Consider the following 18946-nt stretch of genomic DNA (forward strand, 5'->3'; position numbering starts at 1 on the left):
TTTCTTCTTAAACTCTCTGATGGCGAGAATCTGTCTCCCCGATCTCTCCGGCCACGAGAGAGATCGGGGGAAGCGTGTGGACAGTTACGCTGAGGGATCAGACCGGTTGCACTGGTTGTTGTACCGCCTCGTGACTCCGTTTGCTGCCCGGCCACTTCATTCCGAACAGCACCTCGTAGAGCAACGGAATCAGGCCAAGCGTCACGAGCGTGCCAAGTGCGAGACCACCGATCATGCCGATGGCCATGCCCTTCCACAGCGGCCCCGCAAACAACATCAGGGGCACGAGACCCGCGATACAGGTCACCTTGGTCATCACGATTGGACGCAGCCGCTGCATCGCAGCTCCCACCAGGGCTTCATGTCGGGCGAGACCTTCCGAGAGGCCGTGTTCAATTTGTTCGAGCAGAAGAACGGCGTTGTTGACGATGATTCCGAACAGCGCAAGCACCCCGAATGTCGCCATGAAGCTGAAAGGAGTGCCTGTTGCCTTCAGTGCAATCACGACCCCAATCAACGTGAAGGGAATCGTTGCGAGAATCACGATCAGCTTGCGGAAGGAGTTGAACTGCCAGATGAATAGCAGCAACATCGCCAGAAGAGCGAACGGCATGTAGTGCGTGAGCGATGCATTCGATTCAGCCGATTCCTCAATTTCTCCACCAAGCTCTATGGCATAGCCTGCAGGTAGTTCAATTGCGGCGATCCGAGGTGCGAGGTGATCCACGATCTCTTGCGCGGTGTATGCGGTGTTCTGCCCCTGAACTGTGACTGTACGAATGAGATTGCGGCGCTGGATCACAGACGGCTCGCTAGCGAGCGTGACATCGGCCACTTGCGCCAGGGAAACCGGCTGGCCACCCGACGCTGGATAGATGGTCGTCGAACCAACGTCCGCAGTGCTGCGCCGATCATTGGACGTCCCGCGCATCACGATTGGCACGCTGGTATCGCCATCTCGGATCACAGAGATCGACTGGCCGATGTAGCGGGTGCCAAGCCAGGCAGCTATGTCGTCGGTGGTGACGCCAGCACGTCGCGCACGATCTTGATCGACCCGAACATCGAGACGGCCGACACGGGTATCCCAGTTGTTCTTGATGTTGGCCGTACCTGGCAGCTCCCGTAGCGCGGACTCAATTTTCGCCGCCGCATTCATCAGCACCTCATGATCCGGCCCACTGACCCGGTAGACGGCTGTGCCGGCTTCGGTAGTGCCTAGCGAGAACCGCTGAGGCTCTGCGCGTACATCTCCATGATGCTGCGCGAAGTAAGCCCGAGTTCGGGCAATCACGACGTCAATGTTGGTGCCTGCCTTGACCGTCACGACAAAGTACGCGATGTTCGATGCTGGCAATGGGGGATTGAGCCCAAGGATGAAGCGCGGCCCACCGTCAGCGACGTAGCCAATGTGATCCGTGATTTCGGGGTTGATTTCTTGATCACCGAGCCAGCCGCTCACTTCCTTCACTTTGGCAAGAGTGAGCCGTGAATCCGTTCCAGGGGCGAGCTGCACCGGTATTTGGAATTGAACTCGGTCGGACTTCGGCAAGAAGTCGTATGGCAGTGTCGTGAATCCGTACAGAGCTACGGCCAATGCACCCGTCATCACACCAACGTAGATCGCCTTGTGGTCAAGCACCCACTCAAGCAACTTGCGATAGCCGCGATAGAAGCGTGTGTTGTAGGTTTGCGCGTCATTCGCCGGTTGATGATGCACTTTGGTGAAGTGGTAGCACAGCAGTGGAGTGACGGTCAGACACAACAGCCAAGATCCGAGTAACGTGAGCGCGAGGACAATGACGAGAGAGCGCAGATACTCACTCGTCGCACTCTGGCCGAAGAAGAACGGGGAGAAGGCGATGACGATAACCAATGAGGACGTCAGCAGCGGCAGTGCGAGGGTACGACCCGCTTCGAGACAAGCCTGTTTGCGGTCTTCACCGGCTGCCAAGCGCCGTTCAATGTCTTCGGCAATCACGATGCCGTTGTCTACCAAGAGCCCCAAAGCGATGATGATGGCTGCCATCGAAACACTTTGCAGCTCGATGTTCAGCGCGCGCATCACGATCAGTGCCCCCAGAATGGTAAGCGGCACGATCATCCCGACGATGAATCCTGTGCGCCATCCCAGGAAAAGGACGACGACGCCGAGCACGATGACAATCGTTTCGATCATCACCTGGTTCATCTTGCCCATTTCACGTTTGACGACGTCTGCCTGGAATGTCACATAGGAGAGCTCGAAACCTGCGGGCAGAAGTTTCTCAAGCTCGGCCACACGGGATTTGAGGGCTACGCCGAATTGCTCCACGTTCTGGCCCGAGGTCATGGACACTGCCATCACTACGGCAGGCTGGCCCTTATAGACTGCAGCAGACTCGGGAGGATCTGCAGGTTGTACCTGCACGCGCGCAAGCTCTCCCAGTGAGATTGAAGGAGCAGGCGAAGCACCGCGCGCACCCTGAGCTTGCGCCATCATGATCGGCAACGCGCGCAGCGAGGCGGCGTCGCGAACCTCTCCACTAACAGCCAGCGAAGCGTTGATGCCACCGATGGCGATTTGCCCGCCTGAAAGCACGACGTTTTGTTTAACGAGTTGATCGATCACCCCTTGTGGGGTCAATCCAAGCTGGGCTAGTTTTGGTCGATCAAATTCGAGATAGACGCGCTCTTCCTGCAAGCCGTAGAAGCTGATGCGATCAACGCCGGGAAGCGCGTATAGGCGATCGCGCATCTCTTTCAACGACACACGCATTTCGCCCATGGAGTAGCCCGGCGCGGTCACCGCAATGGAGGCCACGGCAACACGGCCGAAGTCGTCGTTGACAAATGGCCCCAACGTACCCTGTGGAAGCAGAGGCTGAGCATCGGCAACCTTCGCGCGAACGCGCTGCCATATGGGGGCTAGGTCGGTGTACCGCTCCCAGATCGTGACCTGTATGACGGCCCCGCCCGCGCGAACGGTTGTGGTTACACGCTTGACCTCGGCCAGCTCCCGCAAACGCTCCTCGATCGGACGCGCGATCAACTGCTCAACACGTTCGGCTGGCATGCCAGGGTTCAGAACGGCAACAACCGCATCTCGAATCGTGACCGATGGCTCTTCCTGCGAAGGGAAATTGAGAAACGTGGCAATGCCGGCAACAAGAATGATGACCGCGGCAAGGTAGGTGAGTCTGCTGGCGCGCAGCGCCATTTCTGTGATCTTCATAGCGAAGTCTTCCTGTAGCGGGTCAGCGTCCGGCCAATTGGGTCGTGGCCTTGAGTGGGGTGACTTGTTGCTCGTTCGTCAGCCAACTCGCGCCAGCCGCGACTACCATCTCGCCGCGCTTCAGGCCGCCCACAACGCGAACGTTGTCGCCGCCTGGCTCGCTCTGGAATTGCACTTCCCGGCGGTGCACCTTCTTTCCGGTCACGTCATATACAAACACTGCGGCTTGTCCTGCTTTCTCACTGAGCACCAGTGCCGAATAGGGAAGCATCAGACGATCTGGTGAGGCATCCTTCGCTTCCGGTGCCTTCAGCAATACTTGAACGGCAGACCCGGGTCGAAGACTGCGCGCAAGAGTAGCATCTTGAGGAACGAGCACGACAGGTAAAAGTGAGCCATTTTCAGCACGCAAGCCGATGCGTTGTACCGAAGCACGAACGGGACTTGCTGACTCGCTCAGGCGCAGTTCGGCGACCTGCCCAATTTTGATATTTGCCGCCTGGGTCGTCGATGCAGTCGCAAGGACTTCTACGCCGCTGCGTAGTCCATCCACTTGAAGCACCGGCGCTCCGGCTGCAATATCTGTGAACGGCAGAGCGAGTTTCTCCGCGACGACGCCGTCGAATGGCGCATGAATGGCGGCCCCCCTTCGCGCACGCTCGGCAAGGCCGAATGCGGCCTTTGCATTGCGCACCTGGCCTTCAGCTGCAACCAACTGTGCTTTCACACTCTCGAATGCAGCCGGGGAGATTACGTTGCCCTCAAGCAGCCCCCTTTGCTGCGTTGTCTGCACGATTCTGTCTGCCAATGCGGCTTCCGCAGCAGCGAGTGTCGCCCGAGCCTGTTCTAGGCGGAGTTGCTCGGGCTGAACATCCAACTCAGCCAGAAGCTGTCCGCGAGAGAAGCGATCTCCCACGTCCACATGAAGCTTGCTGATACGCCCGCCAGTCTCGAACCCCAAGGTACTCCGCTCACTGGAGCGAGCTAGACCACTCAATTCAATGCGATTGGCCACAGAACCTACATCCCCCACCGTGAGCAGCTTGACCGCTCGCGGTGGATCGGAAGCAGGCTCCTTCTGACTACCACAGCCGGCAAGCGATGCGAGCAGAACAAACGCGAGGCCGACTTTCTGCATTTGCCAGGACTGGGATTTAAAGGGAGTGCAAGACACGGGAAGGCCTTTCATCAGCGTTTATCAATAGGGGTGAGTTCCAGTTCGCCGCGGGCGAGCGCCTGGAGGGTGTGCATGAGTCGAGAAAGGTCTTCGGCAGCAAACGTCGGAAAACCCATCATTTCGGCGAGGAAGACTCCGTCCAAGGCAAATAGAACGATTCCGGCGATATCGGTGCCGCGTGGAGATTTGCTCGCGTTCTCGTACTGCCTGCGGTACCAGCCGCGCACAGGCTCAAGCAGCGTGGGGTCTTCAGCCACGGCCGCCAGCAATGCAGCGCTCATCTTTTGCATCCCGCCGTCAGGCATAGCCGAGACCTGGCTGGATAGCCAAGGGTCTGGATCGCCGACGAATGGCAGCTCTCGCTCTTCCTGCCCGCCATCAAACGCCGAGACCTGGTCATCAATCATCGTGAGGAGCAGATCGCGCTTGGTCTCGAAGTGGTACAGGAACGCACCTTTGCTCATTCCTGCCCGTGCAACGACCGCGTCAAGCGTTAGGTGCCCGGCACCTCCCTCCATGACTACGTCACGCGCAGCTTGAAGGATGCGCTCCCGTGTTTGTTGCGCTTTCTTAGAGATGGAGGGGGCTTCAGCGCCGTTGTCCGCCGAATGCGACTCCTCTGGGCTTGATTTCATACGAGTTGCCATGGTGAAACTCCAAAGATGCTTGATTTTTGAACCGTCTGGACGGTATAGTACACGCCATGAACTATGCCCGTCAAGACGGCCTCCTCAATTCACAACCTAGTGGCTCAACATGTCCGATCCCTACGCCCGCCGCGGCCTTACTGCTGTTGCATTCCTATCGATCACGCTTCTCGCCGCGTGCAGCCACTCGCCTCACAGGGTGGAGACATCACGCGTTGAGGTTCCGGCCAAATTCATGAACGAAGCGGGTCTGGCTGTGCAGCAGGTGCCAGCACAAGCACTCCCGGCCGAGTGGTGGACGGCGTACGGTGATCCGCTGATTGACGCGCTGGTGCGCAACGCGCTGGAGCACAACACCGATCTCGCTATTGCAAGAGCGCGGATTGATGAAGCTGTGGCGATCACCCGACGTACACGCGCTTCAATGTTCCCTAGCTTGGCGCTCACGCCCCAAGCAACGCGCGCGCGCGACTTTTCTTTGGCACCGACCATCAGCAGCGATGCCAGGCTTCCGCTGTCGGCTTCATGGGAAGTTGATCTAGCGGGCCGCCTCTCGCATGCCGCTGATGGCGCACGGATGGACGCAGTTGCTGTCGAACAGAACTGGTTCGCGACACGTTGGCAGATCGCCTTTGAGACAGTGTCCGCTGCACTGCAGCAGCGGCAGGCGGCAGAGCTGGAAGATCTGGCAAAAGAGCGACTTCAAGTCGCCGAGCGCCTTGAGCGTCTGACAGAGCAGAAGTTCAAGGCAGGTCAAGCTACGGGCTTTGACATTGAACGCACGCGTTCCGAGGTCATCGCCCTCCGGGTGGAGCAAGAGCAGTTGCGACGCGTACGCGGCGAAGCAACGCATGCCTTGGATGTGCTCGTTGGCCGGATTCCGGGGGCGCTTGGCAGCGGTCCTGCGCTTGCCTCTCTCACCATGCCCGATTGGACTCCCAGAAGCGTGCCAGGCGAATTGCTGCAGCAGCGCCCCGACGTCAGAGCCGCGCAGGCGCGTCTTGCAGCGGCGACGGCGCGATGGAACGCAGCAGAAGGCGAGCGGTTCCCCAAACTTGTGCTCGATTTGAGTGGTGGGCGCCAACGCTTCGAGAACAACGGAACACGTGTGGCAGGGAACATTTTCTCTCTGGGCTTGGGTGTGACGCTTCCGATCTTTGACGGTGGAGCAATACAAGCGGGAATCGACGAGGGCTCAGCACGCAGTCGCGGCGCACAGGCTGACCTGGAACGCACGGTTTTGCTTGCGCTTCAGGATGTGGAGAACGCTTATCTGGGCTGGCAGACCCAGCGGACTTCTCTGCAGCATCAGGTCGATGGTCTTGTCGTCGCTGATCGACTCCTTGACCGCAGTCGACGCCTCTTTGAGGCGGGACAGGTGGATGCGACCGTTGTTGCAGAAGCGGAGCGTGGCACCTTGTCCCAGCGAGCGGCTCTGGTCCGTGCTCGCGCCGACGCAGCCGTGCAATGGGGTGTTCTCGCTAAAGCGCTTTCTGGTTCGCCAGAGCATGTGAATCTGCAATCTTCACCCTGAGTCCTTGAGTTGGAAGAACGCAGCATGGCAGCGAGTTTTAAATACTGAATAGATCGACGATTAGTAGGGGACGCATGGAAATTCGACATCTACGTTGTTTTATGGCGCTCGCCGAGGAACTTCACTTCGCTCGCGCCGCTGCGAAACTGCATATTGAGCAGTCCCCACTGTCTCGCACGATCAAAGAACTCGAAGAGGAGTTAGGAGCACAGCTCTTTATTCGGAACACGAGAAGCACGCGTTTGACACGAGCTGGGTTGATGCTCATGGAGCACGCACCTCGGGTGTTCGCATCCTTGCAACAGGCGCGGGACTGCGTGAAGGCAGCAAAAAATGGCTTTCATGGACAACTCCGCGTCGCCTTGTCAGACGGCGCAACACTACTGTGCTTACCAGCCCTATTGGCGTTGTGTCGCGAGGAGGAGCCCGAGGTTGAGATTCGCTTTTTTGAGGTGCCACTATCCCAACAAATCAAAGGATTGCACGACGACCTGTATGACGTCGGCTTTGCACAGTCCGACGACGTAGGTGATGGAATCGTCGCACTTCCCGCGTGGACTGACACGCTTATGGTGGCGCTGCCAGCTCGGCATCCGTTGCTGGCTCTTAAGCGAATTCCATTGGATGAACTGCTGCGCTACCCGCTAGTGCTATCTGATCCTCAAGTGTGCGAGGGCCACGCCAAGCACATTGAGCGAGTACTTAGCCGGGCTGAAATGCAGCCTCTAGTTGCCGAGCGGGTTACCACTTTCGACCTGATGATGGCGTTGGTATCTGCCGGTTTTGCACTCGGACTTACAGGGGCTGCACACATTGCAGCCTCCCGAGAGCCAGGAGTCGTGGCGAGGCCGCTTTCGACACGCGTACCACCTTTGACGACCTATCTACTCAGACTTGAAGGCGATCCGTTTGACGAGCTTGCGCGCTTCATTCAGCGAGTACAGGCCATCGAATTGCCAGAGTTTCTCAGGTCAACAAAAAGCCGAAATCCCGATCTTCCGGAGGAATTGATGCCATGAGACTCGCCATCACGCTCGTCGCTGCAATGCTAGTCGCATGCGGTCAATCTGATAAACCGCACAAAGCCACTAGTGCAGAAAAGAAAACCCCGACAGTAGAAGAGCTGGTGGCAGACCCGGAACAGCTCAAGAAGTTGCGCCAGCAATGCAAGACGGATCGGCCTACTTTGGGCGAACTGCTTTGCAACCGGGTAGCGGAGGCAACACGTAAGCGGTTCTACGGTGACGGAAAAACGCCATACACACCGCCCAAAGAATCCCCCAAATTCTGAAATTCAGCAATTCAGCAATTCAGCAATTCAGCAATTCAGCAATTCAGCAATTCGCTAGTCTGCCTGAATCTTCTGTTCGGCACGCTGATATTCGCCGGCGCTTACGGAGTCACTCCCTGGCTAGACACAGCGCGAATTCATTCTTTCTTATCGACCTTTCTGCCCCAAACGGTCTTTGACCGGCACTAAGCCAGCACCGATCCTGACGCCTGCGGCACATTTCTAAGCCGCGTTTCCCAAGGGAATCAGCGTAGGAGAGATTGGAGGCGGGGCTATGCAAGGTACGAATGTGCTGTTCGGTCAGATAGCCGTGGTATTCGGCATCGTGATCGCGGGTGTGTGGGGCGCCACACAATGGACGGCAGCAGCCCTTGGCTATCAGGTACGCCTTGGCTCCCCCTGGTTTGATTTCCTCGGCACACCGATCTACCTCCCGTGGAAGCTGTTTGAGTGGTGGTTCTTCTTCGATGCCTACGCGCCACGCGTTTTCGACACGGGCGGTGCCATAGCGGGTGGCAGTGGCTTGCTGGCGGTGGTGGTCGCAGTCTGCATGTCGATCTGGCGCTCTCGTCAATCACGCCTAGTCACGACCTATGGCTCGGCACGCTGGGCAAGTACGGAGGACATTCGCAAAGCCGGCCTTACGCAGCCGATCGGCGTGTTCCTCGGTCAGCACGATGGCAAGTACCTTCGGCATGAAGGCCCGGAACACATCCTCACTTTCGCGCCCACGCGCTCAGGCAAAGGCGTCGGCCTTGTGGTGCCGACGCTGCTTTCTTGGCCTGCATCCGCCGTAGTCCACGACATCAAGGGCGAGAATTGGCAGATCACCGCAGGTTGGCGCTCACGCTACTCACACTGCCTGCTGTTCAATCCGACCGATGCGAAGTCGGCGGCCTACAACCCGCTGCTAGAAGTTCGGCGCGGCGCACATGAAGTGCGTGACGTACAGAACATAGCCGACATTCTGGTCGATCCAGAAGGCGCGCTTGAGAAGCGCAACCATTGGGAGAAGACTTCGCACGCGCTGCTGGTCGGGGCCATCCTGCATGTGCTCTACGCGGGCGAGGACAAGACGCTGCGCGGCGTCGCCAATTTCCTCTCCGATCCGGCCAGCCCCTTCGAGCTGACCTTGCACCGGATGATGACCACACAGCACCTCGTGAACGTGGAAGGTGGTGGCCCGCATCCAGTCGTCGCTTCGGCGGCGCGCGAAGTGCTCAACAAGTCGGACAACGAGCGTTCCGGCGTGTTGAGCACCGCCATGTCGTTCCTGGGCCTCTACCGCGACCCCACGGTGGCCGAAGTCACCTCGCGCTGCGACTGGCGTATCGCCGACCTGATCGCGTCCGAGCATCCGGTGTCGCTTTATCTGGTAGTGCCACCTTCGGATATTTCGCGGACGAAACCGCTCATTCGCCTGATCCTCAACCAGATCGGCCGACGGCTCACCGAATCGCTCGACGGCAGCGACGGCATCGAACGCCGCCACAAGCTGCTGCTGATGCTCGATGAGTTCCCGGCGCTGGGCCGCCTGGACTTCTTCGAGACGGCGCTTGCCTTCATGGCGGGCTACGGAATCCGCAGTTTTCTTATCGCCCAATCGCTCAACCAGATCGACAAAGCCTACGGCCAGAACCATTCGATTCTGGATAACTGCCATGTCCGCGTGACGTTCGCCACCAACGATGAACGCACTGCGAAACGGATCTCCGAAACGCTTGGCACCGCTACCGAACTGCGCGCGCAGCGCAACTATGCCGGGCACAGATTGGCACCGTGGCTGGGGCACCTCATGGTGTCGCGGCAGGAGACGGCCCGCCCGCTACTGACGCCCGGTGAAGTGATGCAGCTTCCGACTGAGGAAGCTGTGGTGATGGTGTCCAGCGTGGCACCGATCAAGGCCAAGAAGCTGCGCTACTACGCCGACGCGAATTTCAAGAACCGCGTTTTACCGCCGCCTGTGCTCGCGGCCGGGCAATACGCGGACGCGCCACCGGCCCGGCCCGACGACTGGAGCGGCCTATCGATCCCAGCCGTGTCAACGGTCCGGGCTGCGGGCCTGTCCGGCGATGGCACAGGCACCGCCGATGACGGCGGCCCACGCCGACAGCCGGAGCTATCCGAAGTCAGCGAATACAGCCCCGAACCGCTGCTCGCCGGCCATGACCTGACTCTGCTCGATGACGACGACGACCTGCCGCTGCCGCTTCCCGGCCAGCTCGACCCGGCCATGCAGCGCACGGCCCGGCTGGCTTCCCTCGACCCCAACGACGGAATCGACTTATGAGCCAATACCGCCTCAATCTGTTCATTCAGCCCGAGCACGCCAAGCGTCTCGAAGAACTGGCCGCCAAGAAAGGCGTGTCCAAGTCGTCCATTGTCGCGGCGGCGCTCGCGTCGTGGCTATCGCCCGATGCTGGCGACCAGCGCGAGGCGGCCATCGCCAAGCGGCTCGATCGCCTGTCGCGGCAGGCCGAGCGCATGGAGCGCGACCAGAACATCCAGATCGAAACACTGGCGCTGTTCATCCGCTACTTCCTGACCGTCAGCACCCCGATTCCCGAAGCCCATCAGGACGCAGCTCGCGCCCAAGGCAAAGCGCGTTTCGAGCAATTCGTGGAGCGGCTCGGCCGCCACCTGCTGCGTGGCCGCAGCCTGGTGCGCGACGTTGTGGAAGAACTGCACCCAGACCCGGCGCGAATGGATGACGCGGAGGCACTGGCTGAAGCGCAGGAGCGTGCCTCATGAGCGCCATTCCGCAAACCCCGCCCGAACTCTCATCCGCCGCAACCTCTCTGGATCGCCGTATCCAGATGCTGCGCACGGCAATGGGGCCAGTCATCGCCGCTGCGCTGGCCGACCCCGACGTGGTGGAAATCATGCTCAACCCCGACCGCACCCTATGGGTGGATCGGTTGTCATCGGGCCGCATGCCGCTGGGCGTGGAGCTGTCCCAAGACGATGGCGAACGCATCATCCGGCTGGTGGCTGCGCACGTCGGCGCAGAGGTGCATCGCGGGCGGCCGCTGCTGACCGCCGAGCTGCCCGAAACCGGCGAGCGGTTCGAGGGCATCTTGCCGCCCGCAGCGCCCGGCCCAGCCTTCGCGCTGCGCAAGCGCGCCGTGAGCATCATCGGGCTGGATCGCTATGTGGCCGACGGCATCTTGACCACAGGCCAGGCCGAGTTCCTGCGCCGCGCCGTGCGTGAGCGCCAGAACATCCTGATCGCCGGGGCGACGAGCAGCGGCAAAACCACACTCGCCAATGCCTTGCTTGCGGAGATCGCCGCCACGGGCGACCGCGTGCTTGTGCTCGAAGACACCATCGAGCTGCAATGCGCAGCCCGCGACCATGTGCCGCTGCGCACCCGCGCTGGCGTCGTGTCTATGACCGAGCTGGTGCGGGCCACGATGCGCCTGCGCCCCGACCGCGTGATCGTCGGCGAGGTACGCGGCGGCGAAGCCCTGGACTTGGTTAAGGTGTGGGGCACCGGCCACCCCGGCGGCATCGCCACCATCCACGCCGGTTCCGCGCTGGGCGCGCTGCTGCGCCTCGAACAGTTGATTCTTGAAGTGGCGGTGAACCCACCGCGTGCGCTGATCGCCGAGGCGGTCAACGTCGTGATCCACATCGCCGGGCGTGGCCGCAAGCGCCGCGTCGAAAGCATCGCCCGTGTCGTCGGTTTCGACGGCACCGGCTATCGCCTGGCGGACGCGCTGGAAACACCGTTTCCCGAGCTGATGCCGGTTCCTCTCGCAGCCGATGCCGCTGCGCCTTCCTCGTCCCTTGACCTACCTGGAGAACTGCCATGACGCAGATGCACGTTCACGCTTTCCGTAATTCCGTAAATCCGGTTTCAACCATCGCACGCCTGCGGCGGCTGGCCGGCCCCGCGCACCACGGCCTGCTGCTGGCCGCAGTCATGCTGATGACGGCGGGCACGGCGAAGGCATCCGGCTCCTCGATGCCATGGGAAGGCCCGCTGCAATCCATTCTGGAGTCGATTCAGGGGCCGGTGGCACGCATCGTCGCGGTCATCATCATCATCGCCACGGGCCTCGCGCTCGCCTTCGGCGACACGTCGGGCGGCTTTCGCAAGCTGATCCAGATCGTGTTCGGTTTGAGCATCGCGTTCGCCGCGTCCTCGTTCTTCCTGTCGTTCTTCAGCTTCTCCGGCGGGGCTGTCGTATGAGTGGCCCGGATAGCTTCGCGGCCGGCTTCGAGGTGCCGCTACATCGCTCGCTGACCGAGCCGCTCTTGATGGGCGGCGCACCGCGCACGGTGGCGATTGCCAACGGCACGCTAGCCGCTGCCGTCGGGCTGGGCCTGCAACTCTGGATTCCTGGCGTAGTGCTCTGGATCGTCGGTCACTCGCTGGCCGTGTGGGGCGCGAGGGTCGATCCGCAGTTCATGCAGGTCTTCGCCCGGCACATCAAGCACAAGCCGCTGCTGGACGTGTAGGAGACGCCGCCATGCTTAACCTTGCCGAATACCGCCAGCGGCCCGCCTTGCTGGCCGACTGGCTTCCCTGGGCTGGGCTGATCGCGCCGGGCGTGGTGCTGAACAAGGATGGCTCGTTTCAGCGCACGGCGCGCTTTCGCGGGCCTGATCTGGACAGCGCCACGCAGGGCGAATTGATCGCCACGACGGCACGGCTAAACAACGCGTTGCGCCGGCTGGGTTCGGGCTGGGCGCTGTTCGTGGAAGCCGAGCGCCAGTCGGCCGCGGACTATCCGCATTCCGACTTTCCCGAACCGCTGTCCTGGCTGGTGGACGAAGAACGCCGCGCTGCCTTTGAGGAATCGGGGAACCACTACGAAAGCAGCTATCACCTGACGCTAGCCTATCTGCCGCCGGAGGAATCCCGCGCTCGTGCAGCCAAGCTGCTCTACGAGCACGCGCCGGGCGATGGTGTGGACTGGCGCGGTCGGCTTGACGCCTTCCTGGCAGAAACGGATCGGGTTTTCGACCTGCTCGATGGCGTGATGCCAGAAATCGTCTGGTTGGACGATGCCGCGACGCTGACTTATCTTCACGCCACGGTGTCCACGCGGCGCTACCGGCTGGCCGTGCCCGAGGTGCCTTTCCACCTCGACGCACTGCTGGCCGATTCCGCCCTAGTCGGCGGCCTTGCGCCCATGCTGGGTGACCAGCATCTGCGCGTGGTGTCGGTGCGGGGCTTTCCGACCTCGACCTGGCCGGGCCTGCTGGACGACCTCAATCGCCTGGGCTTTGCCTATCGCTGGAGTACCCGGTTTCTCTGCCTCGATAAAGCCGAGGCGGAAAAGGAGCTGGGCCGCCTGCGTCGCCAGTGGTTTGCGAAACGGAAGAATGTCATTGCGCTACTGCGCGAAACCATCTTCCAGCAGGAATCGCCGCTGGTGGACACGGATGCCAGCAACAAGGCGGCCGACGCGGATGCCGCCTTGCAAGAGCTTGGCAGCGATCAAGTCGCCTTCGGCTACCTCACCGCCACGGTGACGGTGTTCGATGACGACCCTGCCGTAGCCGACGAAAAGCTGCGCATGGTGGAACGTGTCATCCAAGGACGTGGCTTCGTCACCATCCCCGAAACCTTAAATGCAGTCGATGCGTGGCTGTCGTCCATACCAGGCAATGCCTATGCCAACGTGCGCCAGCCCATCGTCTCGACGCTGAATCTGGCGCACATGATGCCGGTGTCCGCCGTGTGGGCTGGGCCGGAGAAAAACGCCCATCTCGACGGCCCGCCGCTGATCGTCACGCGCACGGATGGCGCGACGCCGTTCCGGCTGGTGACGCACATCGGCGACGTGGGGCATACGCTGGTCGCGGGGCCGACGGGCATGGGAAAATCTGTCCTGCTGGCGATGCTCGCCTTGCAGTTCCGCCGCTATGGCGGCTCGCGCATCTTCGCCTTCGACATGGGGCGATCCATGCGGGCGACGGTGCTGGGCCTGGGCGGCGAACACTACGACCTCGGCGCGGACGGCGCCATTGCCTTTCAGCCCTTGGCCCGTATCGACAGCGAAGGCTATCGCACCTGGGCCGCCGAGTGGATCGAAGGCCGCCTGCTGCATGAAGGCGTGACCGTCGGCCCCGACGAGAAAGCCGCCATTTGGTCGGCGCTCGGCAGCCTCGCTGGTGCGCCGGTGGAGCAGCGCACGATGACCGGGCTTTCGGTGCTGCTGCAATCGAACGCGCTGCGGCAGGCATTGTCGCCGTATGTGCTGGGCGGCGCGCACGGCAAGCTACTGGATGCCGACCGCGACCGGCTCGGCAGCGGCGACGTGCAGGGCTTTGAGATGGAAGAGCTAATGCACAGCCCCGCCGCCGTGCAAGCGGTGCTGCGCTACTTGTTCGCCCGCTTCGATGCACGTTTCGACGGTGCTCCCACGCTGCTGATTCTCGATGAAGCCTGGCTATTCCTTGATGAACCGTCCTTCGCGGCACGCATCCGGCAATGGTTGAAAACTCTGCGCAAGAAAAACGTGTCGGTGATCTTCGCCACGCAGTCGCTTGCCGACATCAAGGATTCGACCATCGCGCCCGCGATCATCGAAAGCTGCGCGAGCCGGATTTTCTTGCCCAACCCGCAGGCGACCGAGCCGCAGATTCGCACGGTCTACGAGGGCTTTGGCCTCAACAGTCGGCAAATCGAAATCGTCGCCACCGCGCAGCCCAAGCGCGACTACTACTACCAATCGCGCCTGGGCAATCGTCTGTTCGACCTCGACCTGGGGCCAGCCGCGCTCGCCTTCTCGGGCGCATCCACACCGCAAGACCAACGCGACATTGACCGAGTGCTGACGCAGGCCGGCGCTCCCGGCTTCGCCGGTGCGTGGCTACGCCATCGCGGCCTCGATTGGGCCGCCGACCTGCTGCCGTCCTCGCCGTCGGCGGCTTCTTTCCTCGCTACTCAACCCCTGGAGATTTCGCCATGAAGACCCGTGTACTTTCCGTTTCGCTCGCCGCCGCGCTGGCCGGCTCGCTGATGCTCGCTCAGCCAGCGGCGGCGCTCACTTTCGTTGATCCCGTCAACTTGGTGCAGAACACGCTGACTGCCATCCGCACGCTGGAGCAGATCAACAACCAGATCAACCAGCTCCAGAACGAAGCGCAGATGTTGATGAACCAGGCGCGCAACCTGGCGAATCTCGACTTCAACATCGTCAACCGGCTGCGCTCGACGCTCGCCACGACTGAACGCCTGATTGCCGAGGCGCAAGGGCTGGCCTACGACGTGCAGAGCATGGATGCCACGTTCTCGCGCCTGTACCCGGAGCAGTACGCCGCCACCATCAGCGGCGACCGCATGGCACAGGACGCACGCGAACGCTGGAAGAACACGCTCGACGGCCTGCACACCGCGATGCGGATGCAGGCGCAGGTGTCGCAGAACCTGACGCAAGACGAAAGCGCGCTGGCCGACCTCGTGAGCCAAAGCCAATCGGCCACGGGTGCGCTGCAAGCGATGCAGGCAACGAACCAGCTTCTCGCCTTGCAGGCCAAGCAGTCCATCCAGGCCCAGCAGCTCCAGATCACACAAGACAGGGCGGCCTCGCTGGAGCTGGCGCGGCAGGCAGCGGCCACCGAGCGCGCCCGCGAAGTGCGGCGGCGCTTCCTGGGCACCGGCACGCCGTACACACCGCAGTCCGTCAACTTCTACAACAACTGACGGGAGGCGGCCATGCGATGCGTTCCTGTCCTGCTGGCCGTGCTGCTGACCGCATGCGGCCAGCAGCCGGCTGAAGACCTGACCGCCACCTTGGCCGCCGATCCCGTGCGGCTCAAGGCGCTGCGCGCCCAATGCGCAGCCGACCGGCAAACCGCAGGCGAAGACACCTGTCGCGCCGCTGCCGAAGCCTTCCGGCGGCGCTTCTTCACCGGCCAGACTGGGCCGGACGAATACCGGACGCTGGCAGAACTGCCGCCGATTCCGGCGAGTTTCGACACGCCAACCGACGACGCGCCGGAAGGTGATGCGTCGCTCGCCGCTGCGGAGGACACGCCATGAACGACGTAACGATCATCGACAGATTCCTCGATACCTTCTCGCGCTACATCGACTCCGGTTTCGGTCTGCTGCAAGGCGAAGTCGCGTTCCTGACGGCCACTCTCATTGTCATCGACATGACCATTGCCGGTCTGTATTGGGCCATGAGCCATGCGACCGGCCAGGGCGAGGACGTGATCGCCAAGCTGCTGCGCAAGGTGCTTTACGTCGGTGCCTTCGCCTACATCATCGGTAACTTCAATTGGCTGTCGAGCATCGTGTTCCGCTCGTTCGCCGGGCTAGGCATCACCGCCACTGGCTCGGCCATAACGATGGAGAACTTCTTGCAGCCGGGTCGGCTTGCCAAGACCGGCATCGACGCCGCTGCGCCGATCCTCGACCAGATCGGTGACATGGCCGGCTTCCCCGAAGTGTTCGTGAACCTCGACCCCATCGTGGTGCTGTTCATCGCTTGGCTGGTGGTGATCCTCTGTTTCTTCGTGCTCGCGGTTCAGCTTTTCATCACGTTGATCGAGTTCAAGCTGACCACGCTTGCCGGCTTCGTCTTGATCCCGTTTGCGCTCTGGAACAAAACCTCGTTCCTCGCGGAAAAGGTGCTCGGCAATGTGGTTTCGTCAGGCATCAAGGTCTTGGTGCTGGCGGTAATCGTCGGCATCGGCTCGGGCCTGTTCGCGGAGTTCCAGGTTCATCCCGACGAGCCTTCCATCGACCATGCGCTTGTCGTGATGCTGGCTTCGCTTGCCTTGCTGGCGCTGGGCATCTTCGGCCCCGGCATCGCCACGGGCCTTGTGTCCGGTGCGCCGCAGCTCGGCGCGGGTGCGATGGCGGGCGCTGCCGTCGGCGCGGTAGGCACGGGTGTTGCCATCGGTGCCGCCGCGACCGGCGTGGGCGGTGCCGTCATGGCGGGCGCACGCATGGCCCCGGCCGCCGCAAAGCTGGCCGGGAGCGGCGCACGCGCCGCCACGTCGGCGGCCAGCAGCGCCAAGTCCGCATTCCAGGCCGGTTCCGCCGCTGCGGGCGGCGGGGCTAAAGGCGCGGCTGCGGGCCTCGGCAATGTCGCCAAGACCGGCGCGCAAGCGGCAGGCCGCCGAGCTGCATCGGGCGCTTCCGCTGCCGGTCAGAAGGTGGCCGACTCCTTCCGGGCAGGATGGAACGGTGCGGATGTCGGCGCTGCCGGTTCCGGCCAGGCCGCCGCAGGCGAAGGCGCAGCCAGCGCGCCGAAGCAAGAGCAACCCGCCTGGGCAAAGCGGATGCACCGCCGCCAGCAGATCACCCATGCCGCAACCACCGCAGCCCACACGCTGCGCAGTGGCGACGGCGGCGGCTCAGGGCAAGGCCCAAGCCTGCGCCCCGATGCGTGACCCGATACCTGACCACCAAGGAGAACCCTATGCGATTCAAACGCCCGCAGGTGCGCTATGCCGACACGCCGCAGCCTGCCACCCCGTACCAATCCGCCGCGCAGGTGTGGGACGAGCGCATCGGCTCGGCCCGCGTCCAGGCCAAGAACTGGCGTTTTATGGCCTTCGGCTGCCTCACGCTTGCGCTGCTGATGGCCGGTGGCCTGGTGTGGCGCTCGGCGCAGTCCATCGTCACCCCTTACGTCATCGAGGTCGATCAGTCGGGGCAGGTGCGCGCCGTCGGCGAAGCCGCCACGCCGTACCGGCCCGCCGATGCGCAGATCGCGCACCACCTGGCGCGCTTCGTGACGCTGGTGCGCTCGCTGTCTATCGATCCCATCGTGGTGCGGCAAAACTGGCTGGACGCCTACGACTACACCACCGACAAAGGCGCGGCGGTGCTCAACGACTACGCCAGCAAGAACGATCCTTTCGCCCGTGTTGGCCGCGAGTCGGTGACGGTGCAGATCACCAGCGTGGTACGCGCCAGCGATGCCTCGTTCAACGTCCGTTGGACGGAGCAACGGTTCATCAACGGTGCCCCCGCCGGGACCGAGCGATGGAACGCGGTGCTTTCCACCGTCCTGCAAACCCCGCGCACCGAACAGCGCCTGCGCAAGAACCCGCTGGGTATCTACGTCAACGGCCTGTCGTGGAGCCGCGAACTGGATTCTTCTGAAGGAGCCAAGCCATGAACCTGTCTTTCCGCTTATACGCTTTCGCGCTGACCGTGGTGGCCCTGTCGGGCTGCGCTTCGCAGGGCAAGCCGCCTCCGTCCATTTCGCTCGATGAGCCGGTGCAGGCACAGCCGCTGCCGGAGCCGCCTGCTCCAGTGGAAGTCGTCGCCATGCCCGAGCCGCTGGCGCTGCCAGCGCAGTTGAAGCCGCTGCACGAGTTGGACGCGGCCCCGGCTAAGCCGGAGCCGGCCGATGAGAAGGTGCGCGTTTCCCGTGCCAATGCCGAGGCGCGCATCGCGCCCACGCGCGAGGGCTACGTCAATGCGATTCAGGTGTGGCCCTTCACCGATGGTGCGCTCTACCAAGTCTATGCCGCGCCGGGACGCGTGACCGTGGTTTCCTTGCAGCCGGGCGAGGAACTAGTGACGGTCGCAGCCGGCGATACCGTGCGCTGGATCGTCGGTGACACGTCCAGCGGCAGCGGCGACGCGATGCGCATCAATGTGCTGGTCAAGCCCATCCGCTCAGGCCTCAAGACGAATTTGGTCATCACCACCAGTCGCAGAACATACCTGCTGGAACTGACCTCGACGGAAAAGGCATGGATGGCGTCGGTGTCCTGGGACTACCCAAAAGACCGGATGTTGGCCTTGCAGCGCCAGTCGCAGGCGGCTAGCGCCGCCGCACCGGTCGATACCGGACTGTCGCTGGAGAAGATCCGCTTCCGATATTCCGTCTCAGGCAGCAATCCGCCGTGGAAGCCGCTGCGCGCCTTCGACGATGGCGAGAAGGTCTATATCCAGTTCCCGCCGGGAATCGCCCAAGGCGAGCTGCCACCGCTGTTCGTCATCGGCGCGCAGGGCGACGGACAACTGGTGAATTACCGTTTTCGCTCGCCTTACTACATCGTGGATCGGCTGTTCGGCGCGGCCGAACTGCGCCTGGGCGGCGACAAGGGTGACGTGGTGCGTATCGAACGCACGGATGGCTTGGCGCGGAGGAACTGA

The 18946-nt window shown here is 62.2% G+C and carries 17 protein-coding genes; 14 read left to right on the forward strand and 3 right to left on the reverse strand.

Going from position 1 to position 18946, the window contains the following annotated elements:
- Positions 1–97: 97 nt before the first annotated feature.
- The 3 genes from JAO85_RS05030 to JAO85_RS05040 are packed head-to-tail and all read right to left on the reverse strand — an operon-like array spanning position 98 to position 5038.
- Positions 98–3214 carry an efflux RND transporter permease subunit gene (locus JAO85_RS05030; RefSeq protein ID WP_004883075.1) on the reverse strand — a complete coding sequence of 1039 codons (3117 nt, stop codon included), beginning with the start codon at positions 3212–3214 and terminating at the stop codon, positions 98–100.
- A gap of 22 nt (positions 3215–3236) precedes the next feature.
- Complete coding sequence (locus JAO85_RS05035; protein ID WP_023123862.1) at positions 3237–4403, reverse strand: efflux RND transporter periplasmic adaptor subunit; 1167 nt, start codon at positions 4401–4403, stop codon at positions 3237–3239.
- Entirely contained in the window at positions 4403–5038 is a 636-nt protein-coding gene (locus JAO85_RS05040; RefSeq protein WP_028699136.1) for a TetR/AcrR family transcriptional regulator, read from the reverse strand. The genes JAO85_RS05035 and JAO85_RS05040 overlap by 1 nt, the downstream gene beginning before the upstream one ends.
- A gap of 109 nt (positions 5039–5147) precedes the next feature.
- Between JAO85_RS05040 and JAO85_RS05045 the strand changes: the two genes are divergently transcribed.
- The 14 genes from JAO85_RS05045 (at position 5148) to trbG (ending at position 18946) form a co-directional block, all read left to right on the forward strand.
- Positions 5148–6572, forward strand: coding sequence for an efflux transporter outer membrane subunit (locus JAO85_RS05045; RefSeq protein WP_028699135.1), 1425 nt, complete (start codon positions 5148–5150; stop codon positions 6570–6572).
- Positions 6573–6646: 74 nt separating this feature from the next.
- Complete coding sequence (locus JAO85_RS05050; RefSeq protein WP_004883081.1) at positions 6647–7591, forward strand: LysR family transcriptional regulator; 945 nt, start codon at positions 6647–6649, stop codon at positions 7589–7591.
- A complete protein-coding gene (locus JAO85_RS05055; protein WP_004883082.1) occupies positions 7588–7863 on the forward strand; it encodes an EexN family lipoprotein in 276 nt (91 codons plus the stop codon). Before JAO85_RS05050 ends, JAO85_RS05055 begins: the two co-directional genes overlap by 4 nt.
- Positions 7864–8137: 274 nt before the next feature.
- Positions 8138–10153 (forward strand): conjugal transfer protein TraG, encoded by a 2016-nt coding sequence (locus tag JAO85_RS05060; RefSeq protein WP_004883083.1) that lies wholly within the window; start codon positions 8138–8140, stop codon positions 10151–10153.
- A complete protein-coding gene (locus JAO85_RS05065) occupies positions 10150–10614 on the forward strand; it encodes a ribbon-helix-helix protein, CopG family (RefSeq protein ID WP_004883086.1) in 465 nt (154 codons plus the stop codon). Before JAO85_RS05060 ends, JAO85_RS05065 begins: the two co-directional genes overlap by 4 nt.
- Positions 10611–11678 (forward strand): P-type conjugative transfer ATPase TrbB, encoded by a 1068-nt coding sequence (gene trbB, locus JAO85_RS05070; RefSeq protein WP_004883088.1) that lies wholly within the window; start codon positions 10611–10613, stop codon positions 11676–11678. Before JAO85_RS05065 ends, trbB begins: the two co-directional genes overlap by 4 nt.
- Positions 11675–12058, forward strand: coding sequence for a TrbC/VirB2 family protein (locus JAO85_RS05075; protein ID WP_004883090.1), 384 nt, complete (start codon positions 11675–11677; stop codon positions 12056–12058). The genes trbB and JAO85_RS05075 overlap by 4 nt, the downstream gene beginning before the upstream one ends.
- Complete coding sequence (locus JAO85_RS05080) at positions 12055–12327, forward strand: VirB3 family type IV secretion system protein (protein WP_004883097.1); 273 nt, start codon at positions 12055–12057, stop codon at positions 12325–12327. The genes JAO85_RS05075 and JAO85_RS05080 overlap by 4 nt, the downstream gene beginning before the upstream one ends.
- 11 nt (positions 12328–12338) lie before the next feature.
- Positions 12339–14789 (forward strand): conjugal transfer protein TrbE, encoded by a 2451-nt coding sequence (trbE, locus tag JAO85_RS05085; RefSeq protein ID WP_004883099.1) that lies wholly within the window; start codon positions 12339–12341, stop codon positions 14787–14789.
- A complete protein-coding gene (gene trbJ, locus JAO85_RS05090) occupies positions 14786–15523 on the forward strand; it encodes a P-type conjugative transfer protein TrbJ (RefSeq protein WP_004883101.1) in 738 nt (245 codons plus the stop codon). Before trbE ends, trbJ begins: the two co-directional genes overlap by 4 nt.
- Positions 15524–15535: 12 nt before the next feature.
- Positions 15536–15862 carry a hypothetical protein gene (locus JAO85_RS05095; protein ID WP_004883103.1) on the forward strand — a complete coding sequence of 109 codons (327 nt, stop codon included), beginning with the start codon at positions 15536–15538 and terminating at the stop codon, positions 15860–15862.
- Positions 15859–17223 (forward strand): P-type conjugative transfer protein TrbL, encoded by a 1365-nt coding sequence (gene trbL, locus JAO85_RS05100; protein WP_004883106.1) that lies wholly within the window; start codon positions 15859–15861, stop codon positions 17221–17223. Before JAO85_RS05095 ends, trbL begins: the two co-directional genes overlap by 4 nt.
- A gap of 29 nt (positions 17224–17252) precedes the next feature.
- Entirely contained in the window at positions 17253–17957 is a 705-nt protein-coding gene (trbF, locus tag JAO85_RS05105) for a conjugal transfer protein TrbF (RefSeq protein ID WP_004883108.1), read from the forward strand.
- Entirely contained in the window at positions 17954–18946 is a 993-nt protein-coding gene (gene trbG / locus JAO85_RS05110; RefSeq protein WP_004883112.1) for a P-type conjugative transfer protein TrbG, read from the forward strand. The genes trbF and trbG overlap by 4 nt, the downstream gene beginning before the upstream one ends.

This window comes from Comamonas sp. NyZ500 (assembly GCF_016772095.1).
Classification (GTDB): domain Bacteria; phylum Pseudomonadota; class Gammaproteobacteria; order Burkholderiales; family Burkholderiaceae_C; genus Comamonas; species Comamonas thiooxydans.

Excerpts from the sequence above, each read along its gene's own strand:
- JAO85_RS05030 (WP_004883075.1), bottom strand. The coding sequence starts at position 3,214 with ATGAAGATCACAGAAATGGCGCTGCGCGCCAGCAGACTCACCTACCTT.
- JAO85_RS05035 (WP_023123862.1), bottom strand. The coding sequence starts at position 4,403 with ATGAAAGGCCTTCCCGTGTCTTGCACTCCCTTTAAATCCCAGTCCTGG.
- JAO85_RS05040 (WP_028699136.1), bottom strand. The coding sequence starts at position 5,038 with ATGGCAACTCGTATGAAATCAAGCCCAGAGGAGTCGCATTCGGCGGAC.
- JAO85_RS05045 (WP_028699135.1), top strand. The coding sequence starts at position 5,148 with ATGTCCGATCCCTACGCCCGCCGCGGCCTTACTGCTGTTGCATTCCTA.
- JAO85_RS05050 (WP_004883081.1), top strand. The coding sequence starts at position 6,647 with ATGGAAATTCGACATCTACGTTGTTTTATGGCGCTCGCCGAGGAACTT.
- JAO85_RS05055 (WP_004883082.1), top strand. The coding sequence starts at position 7,588 with ATGAGACTCGCCATCACGCTCGTCGCTGCAATGCTAGTCGCATGCGGT.
- JAO85_RS05060 (WP_004883083.1), top strand. The coding sequence starts at position 8,138 with ATGCAAGGTACGAATGTGCTGTTCGGTCAGATAGCCGTGGTATTCGGC.
- JAO85_RS05065 (WP_004883086.1), top strand. The coding sequence starts at position 10,150 with ATGAGCCAATACCGCCTCAATCTGTTCATTCAGCCCGAGCACGCCAAG.
- trbB (WP_004883088.1), top strand. The coding sequence starts at position 10,611 with ATGAGCGCCATTCCGCAAACCCCGCCCGAACTCTCATCCGCCGCAACC.
- JAO85_RS05075 (WP_004883090.1), top strand. The coding sequence starts at position 11,675 with ATGACGCAGATGCACGTTCACGCTTTCCGTAATTCCGTAAATCCGGTT.
- JAO85_RS05080 (WP_004883097.1), top strand. The coding sequence starts at position 12,055 with ATGAGTGGCCCGGATAGCTTCGCGGCCGGCTTCGAGGTGCCGCTACAT.
- trbE (WP_004883099.1), top strand. The coding sequence starts at position 12,339 with ATGCTTAACCTTGCCGAATACCGCCAGCGGCCCGCCTTGCTGGCCGAC.
- trbJ (WP_004883101.1), top strand. The coding sequence starts at position 14,786 with ATGAAGACCCGTGTACTTTCCGTTTCGCTCGCCGCCGCGCTGGCCGGC.
- JAO85_RS05095 (WP_004883103.1), top strand. The coding sequence starts at position 15,536 with ATGCGATGCGTTCCTGTCCTGCTGGCCGTGCTGCTGACCGCATGCGGC.
- trbL (WP_004883106.1), top strand. The coding sequence starts at position 15,859 with ATGAACGACGTAACGATCATCGACAGATTCCTCGATACCTTCTCGCGC.
- trbF (WP_004883108.1), top strand. The coding sequence starts at position 17,253 with ATGCGATTCAAACGCCCGCAGGTGCGCTATGCCGACACGCCGCAGCCT.
- trbG (WP_004883112.1), top strand. The coding sequence starts at position 17,954 with ATGAACCTGTCTTTCCGCTTATACGCTTTCGCGCTGACCGTGGTGGCC.